Annotated in this window: 15 protein-coding genes and 1 pseudogene; 7 read left to right on the forward strand and 9 right to left on the reverse strand. The window is 46.5% G+C overall.

What is annotated here, in order from left to right; translation table 11 throughout:
* Positions 1 to 189: 189 nt before the first annotated feature.
* Positions 190 to 735 (reverse strand): C40 family peptidase, encoded by a 546-nt coding sequence (locus BBD41_RS09545; protein ID WP_077569600.1) that lies wholly within the window; start codon positions 733 to 735, stop codon positions 190 to 192.
* A 351-nt stretch (positions 736 to 1086) separates the two neighbouring features.
* On the reverse strand, positions 1087 to 1446 hold the full coding sequence (locus tag BBD41_RS09550; protein WP_099477416.1) for a hypothetical protein: 360 nt from the start codon (positions 1444 to 1446) through the stop codon (positions 1087 to 1089).
* A gap of 53 nt (positions 1447 to 1499) precedes the next feature.
* Here BBD41_RS09550 and BBD41_RS30250 point away from each other — a divergent pair, with 53 nt between their 5' ends.
* Positions 1500 to 1613 carry a putative holin-like toxin gene (locus BBD41_RS30250; protein WP_237087095.1) on the forward strand — a complete coding sequence of 38 codons (114 nt, stop codon included), beginning with the start codon at positions 1500 to 1502 and terminating at the stop codon, positions 1611 to 1613.
* 402 nt (positions 1614 to 2015) lie between these two features.
* Here the strand turns inward: BBD41_RS30250 and BBD41_RS09555 are convergent, their stop codons facing one another.
* From BBD41_RS09555 to BBD41_RS09585, 7 genes and pseudogenes are all read right to left on the reverse strand, one after another.
* Positions 2016 to 2489: a hypothetical protein gene (locus BBD41_RS09555; protein WP_099477417.1), complete on the reverse strand. Its 474-nt coding sequence runs from the start codon at positions 2487 to 2489 to the stop codon at positions 2016 to 2018.
* A 95-nt stretch (positions 2490 to 2584) separates the two neighbouring features.
* The gene (locus tag BBD41_RS09560) at positions 2585 to 2920 is read right to left on the reverse strand and encodes a hypothetical protein (protein WP_099477418.1); all 336 of its coding nucleotides are present in this window, start codon (positions 2918 to 2920) and stop codon (positions 2585 to 2587) included.
* A 417-nt stretch (positions 2921 to 3337) separates the two neighbouring features.
* Positions 3338 to 3676, reverse strand: coding sequence for a hypothetical protein (locus BBD41_RS09565; RefSeq protein ID WP_077569604.1), 339 nt, complete (start codon positions 3674 to 3676; stop codon positions 3338 to 3340).
* A 16-nt stretch (positions 3677 to 3692) separates the two neighbouring features.
* Positions 3693 to 4070: pseudogene (locus BBD41_RS09570) on the reverse strand (polymorphic toxin type 50 domain-containing protein); the annotation flags it as partial.
* A 599-nt stretch (positions 4071 to 4669) separates the two neighbouring features.
* Positions 4670 to 4858 (reverse strand): WXG100 family type VII secretion target, encoded by a 189-nt coding sequence (locus tag BBD41_RS09575; protein ID WP_099477419.1) that lies wholly within the window; start codon positions 4856 to 4858, stop codon positions 4670 to 4672.
* 150 nt (positions 4859 to 5008) lie between these two features.
* Positions 5009 to 5740: an SMI1/KNR4 family protein gene (locus tag BBD41_RS09580; protein ID WP_099477420.1), complete on the reverse strand. Its 732-nt coding sequence runs from the start codon at positions 5738 to 5740 to the stop codon at positions 5009 to 5011.
* A 158-nt stretch (positions 5741 to 5898) separates the two neighbouring features.
* Complete coding sequence (locus BBD41_RS09585; protein ID WP_237087047.1) at positions 5899 to 6381, reverse strand: hypothetical protein; 483 nt, start codon at positions 6379 to 6381, stop codon at positions 5899 to 5901.
* A 285-nt stretch (positions 6382 to 6666) separates the two neighbouring features.
* On the opposite strand from BBD41_RS09585, the gene ssuC reads away from it, so the two are divergent.
* The 6 genes from ssuC to BBD41_RS09615 all read left to right on the forward strand — a co-directional run bounded on the left by ssuC (position 6667) and on the right by BBD41_RS09615 (position 12558).
* Positions 6667 to 7446, forward strand: a complete 780-nt coding sequence (ssuC, locus tag BBD41_RS09590; RefSeq protein WP_099477421.1) for an aliphatic sulfonate ABC transporter permease SsuC — start codon at positions 6667 to 6669, stop codon at positions 7444 to 7446.
* A gap of 13 nt (positions 7447 to 7459) precedes the next feature.
* The gene (locus tag BBD41_RS09595; protein WP_099477422.1) at positions 7460 to 8257 is read left to right on the forward strand and encodes an ATP-binding cassette domain-containing protein; all 798 of its coding nucleotides are present in this window, start codon (positions 7460 to 7462) and stop codon (positions 8255 to 8257) included.
* A gap of 230 nt (positions 8258 to 8487) precedes the next feature.
* Positions 8488 to 9504, forward strand: a complete 1017-nt coding sequence (locus BBD41_RS09600) for an ABC transporter substrate-binding protein (protein ID WP_099477423.1) — start codon at positions 8488 to 8490, stop codon at positions 9502 to 9504.
* A complete protein-coding gene (locus tag BBD41_RS09605) occupies positions 9501 to 10400 on the forward strand; it encodes an aliphatic sulfonate ABC transporter substrate-binding protein (RefSeq protein ID WP_099477424.1) in 900 nt (299 codons plus the stop codon). Before BBD41_RS09600 ends, BBD41_RS09605 begins: the two co-directional genes overlap by 4 nt.
* 1 nt (position 10401) lies before the next feature.
* Positions 10402 to 11544, forward strand: coding sequence for an LLM class flavin-dependent oxidoreductase (locus tag BBD41_RS09610; RefSeq protein WP_099477425.1), 1143 nt, complete (start codon positions 10402 to 10404; stop codon positions 11542 to 11544).
* Between the two features lie 27 nt (positions 11545 to 11571).
* Positions 11572 to 12558 (forward strand): ABC transporter substrate-binding protein, encoded by a 987-nt coding sequence (locus tag BBD41_RS09615; protein WP_099477426.1) that lies wholly within the window; start codon positions 11572 to 11574, stop codon positions 12556 to 12558.
* Positions 12559 to 12739 lie beyond the last annotated feature (181 nt).

Here is a 12739-nt window from a genome sequence, read left to right on the forward strand (position 1 = left end):
ACCCGTTATCTTCTATACGGTTATTTAAAGAGGAAACACCAGAAACCACAGTTTCGAGGCTGTGGTTTCTGGTTTGAGCCGCAGCATGGTACCCACCTTAGAGTCTGAGCAAGGGCTGGTAGTATCATTAGCTCTGACGGTTTTTTTGCAGATCGGAATTCGAAAATATAAGGCTCTTTCTGATTTATTTCATGTTCCCCCTGATTTATTACATTTCAGAATTTTGGGTTTATTGTGTAGACTTTTAATATTGGAACTAGAGTCTTCCTGCGGTTTTGTGATTAGATCTTGCAATTCATCTTTGGATATTCGTTTCGCGAATAAATAATAATCATCCCAGCGTTTGTTATCATTTTTATTGATGACATCTGATAATTTCGATATAACGACACCACCCATTTTACATGAGTGTATCATTTTGCCCTTTCCTATAAAAATAGCGACGTGGGCTATCCTTTCAATGCCCTTTTTTGAATGACGGGCCCGACTGGTGAAAAACAACAGATCCCCTCTTCGAATATTTTCTTTCTTTATTTTTTTACCGATCAGGCTCTGCTGCCTGGAAGTACGAGGAAGAATCCCGTCAACTTGACTATAAAGATATTGTACAAATGAGCTGCAATCGAACTCTTTGGTTTGAAACGGCTCAGCCCCCAACCTGTATGGTTTACTCATATGTTTCATTCCAGCAATAATAATTTTTTCATGCGTATTTATTTTTTTTGGCTGTGCCATAAGTTCCTCCCCTCCAGATTCAACAATAGATCAACAAATGGTGACATGTACCTTTTTTGCAATGCTACAGATTATTCAAATACAAACAAAAGGTTTGGTTATTCGTTTATATGCAAATATGCTCTCTAAAAAATGGATTCATTCACCAATGAATTGGCCTATTCGAAAGATAGGAGTCACTAATTTATCTCATCGAGAAAATTCATTACGATCTGATAAAACATCCGGGTCATGTGGAATGAACTTCGTGACCGCAATTCTAAACAGCAGTTGACAAGATCCTGTATCTTAAAAATAAAAAAGCCGCTATCATGCGGCTATAAAAATATATTTTCTTGTCATCTTGTCATCTTACAAATCGTTTGCAAAAAACTCCCTCAAACCATCCTGAGTAAGAGATACTTCCTTACCATTTTTATTGATAATATAAATTTTCTCAGGAAGACTCTTTAGGCTTTTACCTGTAATAAATAACTCGTGCCCTCCTTCGATTTGATACTTTCTTATATATACTCCTGAACCGATATCCTCAAAAGAGTATTTGTTGAAATCATCCCAATTCAGTGATACACCCTTTTCAGATAAGCTTGTTAATTCATCTAATAAAATAGCTCCACTTGCCCCTTCTTCCTTAGTGCTCAGGCATGCCGAACACATAATAAGAATAAGAAAAAATGTTATTGAAAACTTAATGGATTTTAGTTTTTTCATTTTCTACCCCATTTCCATTATTTCTGTAAAACATAGGAAGTAAATTATACCGTATTTATGAAAGGGAATCTCTGACATTAATGATCCAGTTCGGTTCGCTACTTGTCACGCTTATCGGGCTTGTCGTAACGATTGTCTTAGCATTCAACCAAACCAAAAAGAAATAGCCGCCCGTGGATGGGATAACGACCTATTTCTAGTCCCTCTAACTGCCTACCGCCCTTAGAAGCGGCTGTTGTTAGGAGTGAGGATGTTAGCTGCATCCTCACTCCACGTTATTATATACATATTTCACCATAATATTACCTGGTATTGTTACTACAGAAAAGTTCAAGATTTCCAAAATAACAAAAAGTTTGTCTATGATAGGCACCCATCCCCCCCTCAAGATCTCTTCTAAAGGGGGACGAGCATTTGCATAAAAGTTGATTTTGCTTGGCTTCCTTATCTCCCGCAGTGTGTGATGCGCGACGGGCATCAGTCATTATACATATGGGTTATATGCGTTATAGTTAAATGTAGGGCTCATTCGGCACTGGGCAGCCCCAATAAAAATCCAATGAAGCACTTTATTTCTTTAACTTTCTTTCGATATAAGAATGATCAAGTAAACTTAGTAAACTTGGGGTTAAGTACTTTATCTGGTATTGATCCAAATCACTATTGACAATTAACTGACTATTCTCTTTTCTAAGCAGCTGATCCGAACCATTTTCTAAAAACAACAGATTCCCACCACATTGTTTTAATAACTTCCCGATAACTTTAAACAAAGATGTTATTCCCTGATCAAAGGTGTTTCCAAATAACTGAACTCTGATGCAAATATTAACATCTAAGTCATAGTGGGTTCTAACAAAATTTATATCTGAGATATCCTCAAGTTCAAGAGCCAATGAAAAGTATTCAGTTCCGATAACTATTTCTTCTTCATCTTTCTGGATCGATACCTTTTCATTCAAAAAGTTGATTATAAATTGTTCAATAACTTCTGCCAATGATTTGCAACTTAAATTAGATTCTAAAAACAATTCGAAATCCATGCAAATCTATCCCCCAAATATCCTAGTGATTTTACCGTCAACCACAATGCAAGACTAACCGTCATCATACAGCACTAGGTAGCCCCCACCGTAAGCTACATAATACTTAGTTTTTTCTCAAAAGATACTTTGAACCATTCGTAGTTATCATGGATACGTTCCTTGTCGGCATCACTTAAGTCTAAATATCTTTCTAAAATCGCATTGAGAAACTCAGTTGAAAGTGACTCTCCAAAAGGTTGTAAACTATCGGTTGATAAATTATCCATGATTGCTCCAATCAGTACTGTAGATGCATTGGTTAATTTTCTGGTAATAATCTCTTTTGCTTTTTCATGATCACCTTCATAAAGTAAATTAAATGCAACAGCTTGAAGAAACTCATCTCCCAAATCTTCTTCGAGTATTTTAAGGCAATAAGGTAATGCCACTTCCTTTTCTCTTATAGAAAGTTCTGTTAAAGCAGTAGTTACTTCATCTAAATTATCTAAGTCTAGTTATGATTGTAATAAGTTCAGCATTATTCATACTTGCAATATACGCCTCGTAATTTGCGCGACCTGAGCATTACGCTCGGCGGGCAGCAAGTCCTCGCCCTAGGAACCCCAGTTCAAGAAAGTGTATCTGACCATAATCAACCTGTTTGATGTAACGGAATAGTGATGTATAGGTTATAAAATTAAAGCATTTGATGTGCGCCAACCGAAATGAAGAATTAACACCGGTATTATATGGGTTATATATGCTATTGGTTAAGTGTGGGGTTCACCCGTCACTAGGTAGTCCCAACAAATAAGATACCTTGAGAGGCACGAAGCCAATCAAGGTATCTTTTTAAAGTAACGCTTTTATTTTTGACTATCCCTTTTCCATACATTTTGTCCATCCGATAAAAAAACTGCATCCGGCGGATCATCATAAAGTGAAATTTCAATTAATGTACCTTTCTTTTGTATTAACCAATTATATAAACTATTTTCCTCACTAGTAGGATGCACTAAAATATCATTTACTTGAAATGTAACTGCATAATATTCAGCATAATTCACATCATCGTCATCTAGCCCATTGTCTGTTTCAAAAAGTGTGTCTGGTTCACCAATAATCCTTAATCCACTATCCCACTCTATTATCAATTCACTATCTTTATACTTTTTTAACACTTTTATTAAAGGGTCATATTCCATGTGTATCCTCCTCTTTTTACTCCTTTAATGGTTCTGATGGCACTATATGCGCTCCGTCTTTTCCGTAATGAATTATTCCTCTAGTAGTTTCAAGATACTCACCAGTATCACTATCATAGTATTTTCCAATTGGTTTACCAAAATCTACTCTTTCTTTATTACCTTTTGGTAGTAATTGACCTTTGCCTGCAAACTCATCAAGCAATTCTTGTGCCGCTTTATTATCCCCATAGAAGATACTCTTGTTTTTTCCATTTGCTATCTCTTGTTTGTAATTTGGAGTATTAGGAATATGTTTCTCCTGAGCACCTGGTTTTACTTTAACTGGGAATCCATTTACTTCTCGGTAAGGTCCTATTGGTACTGAATTCTTTCCATAAGAAGGTACAGTATTACCAGTCCCCGCTCCACCCTTACCCCCATCGCCACCAGGATCTTTCTTGAGGTTAGGCGTATCCTTGACACCAAGTCGTTTCAAGGCAAAGCCGCCGAAAATCATGGCAGCCTGCTGACCCAGGTAGGTCGATGTGCCCATCTCATTGATTAGTTCTTGCTCCGCTTGGACCTCCTCGCCGAATTTCTCGCGGGTGTCACCGATATCAAGTGCCATTTTGGCACCCCAAATCGTTGTCTTTACAATCTCCTCCGCGGTCCCGATCGTAGCATTGTATGCCATCTGCTTCCCAGTCTCGACCGGTTCCTCGATCAAGGCGTTCGCCGTATCTTTAGCTGAGTCCCACATCTCGGCGGCAGCTGCCTGAACTCCCACGCCGAATGCTTTAAATTCCATTCCCAGTTCATTGACATGGTCTCCAAACGATTTTTCCTTGATGGCCTTTTCATAGTGGACATTGCTCATCCCCAAAGAGTTCAGGGTCTGTGGAGATGCGCACCTAGGGTCTAAGTTTCCCTGCTCATTGTCGACCTGCATGAATTTATAAGCAATTTTTTTTAATTCCTGAGAAGTCACCTGCATATGCTCAATCGTCAATTTCATGTCGCGATACGCCTGCTGGAAAATTCATAATAAAAACGCGAGCACGTGGTGCCGTCCCAACATGACGCCAGCATCTGAATGTGTTGGTTCGGCGTGTTTGAATTCGCCTCCAACTGATTGGAGGCTCGATTGAACTGCTCTGATACCGCCAGCAGCACCTCAGGAGGCACAAGGATTTTGGACATAATTCAACCTCTTCATCATTTGCTAGATAGTCACTCTACCCTACTTCAAATAACTGGAAAAGGTTGCAAGGTCCTCTTTTAAATACAGATTGACTCAGTCGAAAGTGCCTATCAGAACTGCCAAATCTGCAACTTACTACACAATAGTAATCACTGTTCTGGCAGATTAGTCCGATATGCAGGCAAGTTGGCCGCTCTCCCCATCCCGCTCAACAGCTTCCCCAAACTGGCTCGCTCGAAAGACGCCAGGTACACAGCCAACACGTCATCCGTTTCCTCTTCGGATACGAGCTCGAACACAATCAGCACATCATCCTTTACGTAGATTTTCCATGCATTCAGCTCTGACCCCTCATCAATCTCATGCTTCCGCTCCAATTGCATACTGCTGCAATAGTCGGACAAGCCCCACATGCTCTCATCGAAAATGGCCCAATACGGCAGCCGATCCTCGACGCCCAGCTGAACAAGTGCCTTGCCAACGAGAAAATGTTGAAGTGACCGGTTTTCCAGCTGCCAGTCGGGTAAGTTCCACGCGCACAAATAGACCGGTGGATCTTCCTGCTCCAAATCCTGAAGTCGAATGCCGCAATATATTACGGATTCCGCCACTTGATAGAAGACCAGAAATCCTTTGTCTGTCGTAAAAAACGTTTCATCTGGAATGAACACATCCTCCAGCGGGAGCGGTTCATATTGGTTATTGCACCCTTGGGTGATATATGGGGAACGTCCCACAATCTTATAGTAATCCCGCAAGACCACCGGCAACGGAAAGCCAAGGCTCTGTTCCTTGACCTGGATGTCCGCTTCCGGAATGCCGTGGGTCTCTTTATGGTGCTCCCCTAATACACGGAGAAGTCCTTCGATTGTCGCATTCATTAATTGAGTCAACCTCCTCGACGTATATGGTTCGTTTAAACAAGCTTTTACGAGTTCTCCTAGAGAACACTGATACGCCTATTCATTTCATTTTGTTCATTCAATGTTCAGCACAACAATAGACTCTCTTGTCCGGCCCCATTTCATGTCATATAGAATCACGAATTTATTAACTCTGAAGCCGAAACCTTTTTCCAGCCTTCAAGTCCGATTAAATGCAGTATGCGTTCTTTTTCGGAAGCATCAAATTTGTCGGTATCCTTTCTAAGACTCCCTTCAAATTCCTTCATGTACTGCTTATTACTCGTGTCCGTCACGTACATATAATAGACATTTTGGATGGTATCTCCGTTACGAAATTGGTACTGAAAGACATACATTTGCTCTATTTCTTGGGTTTCAGGCAACGGTTCAGACTCTCCTCGCTGTGCCCATTGTGCAGCGGTCTTCAGCACATCCGGATCACTTTGTACGTTGATCAGCTCAGGCTGAACGCGATGGAAATCGTTACGGTACAAATAAATATTTATCATCTCCAACGTGCCGGATTCTTCTTCTATTCGATCCTGGTTTTTCGGCGAACAGGAGGTTATGAGCAACGTAACAAGAAGAAGATACAACAAGACTATTTTTTTGTTCATATAAAACACTCCTACATACCATCTTCACTCAAGTACGTATTTTCCGTAAGAGGGAATTTGCATTACACCATATTTTAACATAACCTCTTCCACGGACTCGCATATTCCCGGTTGACGAAACCAATATCCGGAAGTATAATCAAATCCATATTAAACTTATAGGAATTATTAAACATTAAATGATACCGACCATTCAAATGGAGGTCACAGCCTCAGCAGATATTGTGCTGGCGTTGTGGCCTTTTATTTTTGATCCTATTTTTAAAGGCCAGGTGAGTAGAAGCGATGAGAAAGCTCATGTCCAATCCGTTCATCGGAAAATGTTTGCCTTGGGTCCTCCCCATCTTACTAATCGTTGTGTGGGCCATATTATCCAATCTTGACGTGATATCGAGGAAAATCCTCCCCCTGCCTCAAGACGTTTTATTTTCTTTCAGAGATTTGCTGTTATCAGGAAAGTTAATCGAACACATCTCCATCAGCTTTCAAAGAGCGTTCATAGGTTTCTTAATCGGCGGGGGAATCGGTCTTGTACTGGGTTTTATCAACGGCCTATCCTCCATCGCTGAAAAATTGTTAGATACGACGATTCAAATGATACGCAATGTTCCTCATCTGGCGATGATTCCCCTAGTCGTTCTATGGTTTGGCATTGGCGAGGAATCGAAAATATTTCTGGTCGCGATCGGCGTGTTATTCCCGGTCTACATCAATACCCTGCACGGCATCCGCTCCGTGGACAACGGATTGATCGAAATGGGCAGCGTATACGGGCTGCGCACCGCTTCGCTCTTCTGGAAAGTCGTTCTGCCTGGTGCCCTGCCTTCCATTCTGGTCGGACTCCGCTACGCTTTAGGCATCATGTGGCTCACCCTCATCGTATCCGAGACGATTGCTACGAATTCGGGCATCGGCTTTCTGGCTATGAATGCAAGAGAATACATGCAAACCGATATCATTCTGCTGACCATTGTGCTGTATGCCTTATTTGGAAAGCTGGCCGATTCTATCGCCAAGCTCTTAGAGAGGCGGTTCTTACGCTGGAACCCGAATTATCACAACTAAGCTCTGAAAGGATGTGTCGACCCTGAAATCCTCTACCCACGGTGTGCATCTTCGTATAACCCAATTACAGAAAAGCTTTGGCGAACAGCCTGTACTTCGAGGCATTGAGCTGGACGTGAAGCCGGGAGAGTTCATAGCCATCATCGGGCGAAGCGGCTACGGGAAAAGCACGCTTTTGCGCGTGATCGCCGGATTGGAGCCCGCCACGTCGGGAGGCATATGGATCAATGACCATCCGGTTCACCATGTGCATGCCGAGACCCGGATGATGTTTCAAGACGCCAGGCTGCTGCCCTGGAATAAGGTCATCGATAATGTAGCGATCGGACTTCGAAAAGAAGACCGCCATAAAGCCGAAGCCGCTTTAGAACAGGTTGGGCTCGGTGCCCGGGCCAATGATTGGCCGTCCGTGCTCTCCGGCGGTCAGAGGCAGCGCGTCGCCTTAGCCAGAGCGCTCGCCAGCCAGCCCAAACTATTGCTGCTCGATGAGCCTTTAGGCGCGCTGGATGCATTGACCCGCATTGAAATGCAGCAATTAATCGAATCGCTGTGGCAGCAGCAGCCATTTACGACCGTCCTGATTACGCACGATGTCGAAGAGGCTGTCGTCTTGGCCGATCGCGTAGTCCTCATTGAGGAGGGCCGGATCGCGATGGATCGAGCCGTCCCTTTCCCCCGCCCCCGTCAACGGGGAAATGCCGAAGTGGCCGCATTCATCGATCACATCCTGAAACGGGTCTTGGGCATAACCGAAGTGGCAAGCCGTCATGAAACAGAAAGCCTCCCCTATCCCTTAAAGAAAGGTTCATAGGTGTCTAACGCCATCCTGCTCGGGAGGGGAATTCCATAACCATTTCTTGAAGGAGGTGGATCACAAGCGAGCGTTTGACCGGATGTGAAACCGTAAGAAAAACGTCTATCAACGTACTTTCAAAGAAGACAGACCGCGTTTAGCGGTAGTTTTTCTTGCGATATCAGGCAGCAGATTCTCCGAAGCTTATACGTTCTGATATCTAGAAAAAGAAAGGAGCTGTAGAAACCATGCCCCACATCGATAGTCCGCAAGAAATCGTAAAAGAAATTAGGATTACCCGCTGCCCTGTTCCGACAGCAGCCAGTTTGGCCCTTGACCTCGGGCTTCTTGATCAGGAGCTTGGAAAGTCCGGATGTACGGCAGCGGAGCTAACGCGAGACACCCGTCAAGCTTTGCCGGATGCGCATTTTAATCACACCTTGCCATTCCTCGTGCGGGAAGGCGGCAACATTCCGGCTTTATGGGCACGCTCAACCGGGAGTGATACGCGGCTGATCGGACTAAGCTGGGTCGATGAATATCAAGCCATTCTTACCCTTCCCGACTCGGATCTTCAGGAGCCTGGCGATCTGCGCGGAAGACGAATCGGGATTCCTCGTCATCGGTATTTGGAGATCGATTTTCGAGCGGCCCAAGCGCTTCGCGGGTTTCATAATGCGCTCTCGCTGGCGAATCTTACGCTGGATGACGTCAACATCACCCATCTTGAAGCAATTCGTGAAGGAAGAAGGGATTCCTGGAATACCGAAATCGAGGCGCTGCAGCGGCGTGAGATCGATGCTGTTTTTGTCAAAGGAGCTACCGGACTGGAGGTCGCCCGTACGGTCGGGCTAAAGGAAGTGATCGAGCTCGGGTTCCATCCGGATCCGCTGGTGCGAGTCAACAATGGCGTGCCCCGAACCGTGACGGTCGATACGGCCTTAACGGAGCAGGAGCATGTCGTGGAGCAGATTCTCACTTCTCTGCTTCGCGCCGCCGATTGGTCCAAAGATCATCCCGAGGATTTCATTCGTGTCGTTACGAAGGAAACCGGCGCTTCCTCCGAATATGTTGCCTCCGCTTATCGCAATATTTCCCTTCGACCCGCACTGCGTGAAGACTATTTAACGGCGCTTGATGCCCAGAGCAGGTTCCTGTTCGAGCATGGTTTCCTCCCGAATCCCGTGAATGTATGGGACTGGATTCTGCCCGAACCGTTAGCCGCAGCTGAACAAAACATTGCCAAAGGAGTGTCCCTCACATGACTCAAACGAAAGCAGACGTAACCATCGGCGTTCATCCTAATAATCATTCGTTATTCGTATTGCGCCGCTTGGGCTTTTTGGAAGAGCTTCTTAAAGACCACAACGCATCCGTTGCCTGGGTTGATTACACCGACGGAGCAAGGACGCCGCTGCGGATCGCTTCCGGCGAAATCGACTTTGGAGGTACAGGGTCTACCCCGCCGTTAACCGCGCAGGCATCGGGAATCGATATTGTGTACGTTGCGGTATCGAATCCCCGTACAGCCAGCGGCGCCTTAGTGGTGCGCAAGGAATCGCCGGTGCAATCCGTTGCCGATTTGAAAGGCTTGCGCATTGCGCTGTCCGAAGGGTCCTGGCATACGAGTTTTCTCGCAACCGCGCTCGATAAGGCAGGCCTTCTATATGATGATGTCGCTCGTGCGGATATAGGCAATAAGGGGGCAAAAGCACTGCTGGCCGGCGAAGTGGAGGCTTGGGTCGGCAACGACCCGCAGCTGACGGAGCTGCATAACAAAGGTCTCGTTCGCACGCTGGTGCCGCTTGAATCCCATATCTCCCACCGTTCCGTATGGTTTGCCAGCCGGGGTTTTGCGACGAATCAGCCGCAGCTGCTTAAGGCTGTCGTTGAAGCGCTGCAGCAAGCAGATCAATGGATTCAAGACAACACGCGCGAAGCGGCAGAGCTGTTTGCCCGGGACCTGCCCGATTGGCCATCCGCGGATTCATGGGAAGCCGCGCTTCAGCGGAGACCTTGGGGGCTGCAGCCGATTACCAAGGAGTTTATAAGCGAACAGCAGCGGGTTGCCGATCTGTTAGCAAGGCAGCATATTTTGCCTAAGAGCATTGCCGTTTCCGATGCCGTTCTGCCCGTACCCGTAGAAATTGGAGGAGAATAGCATGGCTGCATACAACGAGAATGTTGAGGTGTATTGGTATTTAACCGCGCCGGATGGCCGCAGTCCTTGGTCAACGGAGGGCGCGCGCAAAATCGATTTGCCTTACCTAAGGCAGATTGCCTCGGCTGTCGACCAATTGGGGTTTACCGGCGCCTTGCTGGCAACGGGCCCGCATGATACGTGGGTGCTGGGCTCCTCCCTGATCTCCAGCACGAGCAATATGCGTTTTCTTATCGCTGTCCATCCGCCGCTGATCTCCCCCGTGCTCGCCGCGAAAATGACGCAAACCTTCGATGATTTCTCCGGAGGACGCGTCCTATTAAATATCGTGAACGGGAACACGTCGCAGATGCGCGCTTATGGATCAACGCTTGGGCATGATGAACGTTATGCCTATACGGATGAATGGATTCAGGTATGGAAGCAAGCCGTGGCCGGAGAACACCTGGATTTCCATGGCAAGTATATTACCGCCGAAGGCAAAGCCTTGCAGCTCTCTTCCACGCAGAAGCCAACGCCGCCCCTGTGGTTCGGCGGATCGTCGCAAGCGGCACACCTCACGGCCGCCAAGCACATCGACACGTACCTGAGCTGGGGTGAAACGCCTCCGCAGGTCGCCGAGAAGATTCAAGATCTTCAAGCTTTAGCTGCTGAGCAAGGTCGTACGATGCGGTATGGCATCCGGCTGTATCTGATCGTGCGCGATACGGATGAGGAAGCTTGGCAAGAAGCGGACCGGTTGCTCAAGACGATGGATCCGCAGACCGTGGAGCATATGCAATCCATTCTTCGAAACAGCGATTCGGTGGGGCAGCAGCGCATGCTTCGCAATCACAACGGCCAAATTCCGAAAGACGCGCGGGAGCTCGAAATTTATCCGGATTTATGGGCCGGGATGAGTCTGGTACGACCAGGTCCGGGTACCACGATCGTTGGCAGTCCGGCAACCGTTCTGGCGCGTTTAAGAGAGTATCAGGATGCGGGCATTTCAACGTTTATTTTCTCCGGTGTTCCGCTGCTTGAAGAAGCTTACCGTGTAGGAGAATCCATCCTGCCCCATCTGCGCGTTAACCGTCAGGCCGTAACGACGCCGAAGCTAGAAGAACAGGAGAAGGCCTTCACTTGGGCTCATAACATTCACTAAACGATCCGGCAAAAAGGGAAGTGTCCTATGCGAAAAATAAGCTTACATCTACTATTAGTATTTCTGTTAGTTACGTTATCAGCTTGCGGTAAAGCCGGCCAAGCGAAACAAGCCAGTGCCAAGGATGAAGCCGTCCCCGTTCGTCTTGGCATCCTGCGCAGTGCCCAGCCATTAAGTTTATCCGAGGAAGGCGGGCCCCTGTATAAAAGGCTTGAAGCAGCCGGAGCGAGCATTGAAAAAACCGGCGGTTTCGCCGCCATGTCGCCGGCGATCGAGGCGTTAAACGCCGGTTCGATCGATATCACGATCGGCTCGATTACGGCAGCCATCAGCGCCCTTGTCGGAGGCTCCTCGGAATTTACGATTTTTACGAAGCAGCCTGGCGATGAAGATAATCAAGGTATTGTGGCCAAGCCAGAAGCCGGCATTAAGGGCCCTTCCGACCTCCGGGGCAAAAGAATCGCCGTCAACCGCGGCGGCACAGGCGAATACTTACTATATAAAGCATTAGAGAAAGGTGGACTCAATGCGAGCGAAGTCGAGATCGTCTATCTTCCGCCAACGGAAGCAGGCCCCGCCTTTGAGAGCGGGCAAGTTGATGCTTGGGCGACATGGGGTTCTTTTACGGCCGTGGCGCTCGTCGACTTCGGTGCAGAGCTGGTCATTTCCGCAGGCGACATCGAATCCGAGAACGATACGGTGTATATTGTGCGAAACGGCTTCCTGAAGGAGCATCCGGAGCTCGTCCATGAAGTGTTCGAAGGCTTGAATGAAGAGTCCGCGCTTCTATCGGGCGACGTCGATCACACCGTCCAATTAATTCAGGACATCCAAGGCATCTCCGAACCCGTCGCGCGTCAGCAGCTGGAAGGCTCTTTATACCCGTTTGACCCGATTGATGACACCGTCCGCCAACGTTGGCAAGCGATCGCCGATTATATGTTTGAGAAAGGGATTATTCCGAATGAAGTGGATGTTCTGTCCAATACGGTGGATGTAAGGACGTTGAAGTGAAGCTGTCTGAGGTAAGCTGAGAGGAGTGTGAGCGTCAGGCATTGTTCGGTAAACTAAAACAAGAGGAACTTCATTTGGCGGTAGGGCAGTATGACCCTGGTCACGTTTAATATTGAAAAAGGCAAGGAGACTAAGCTCCTTGCCTTTCCATTTAAAGCCGCTTCCTTATCATTGCGGACAG

The organism is Paenibacillus ihbetae, from assembly GCF_002741055.1.
GTDB classification, from domain to species: Bacteria; Bacillota; Bacilli; order Paenibacillales; family Paenibacillaceae; genus Paenibacillus_AQ; species Paenibacillus_AQ ihbetae.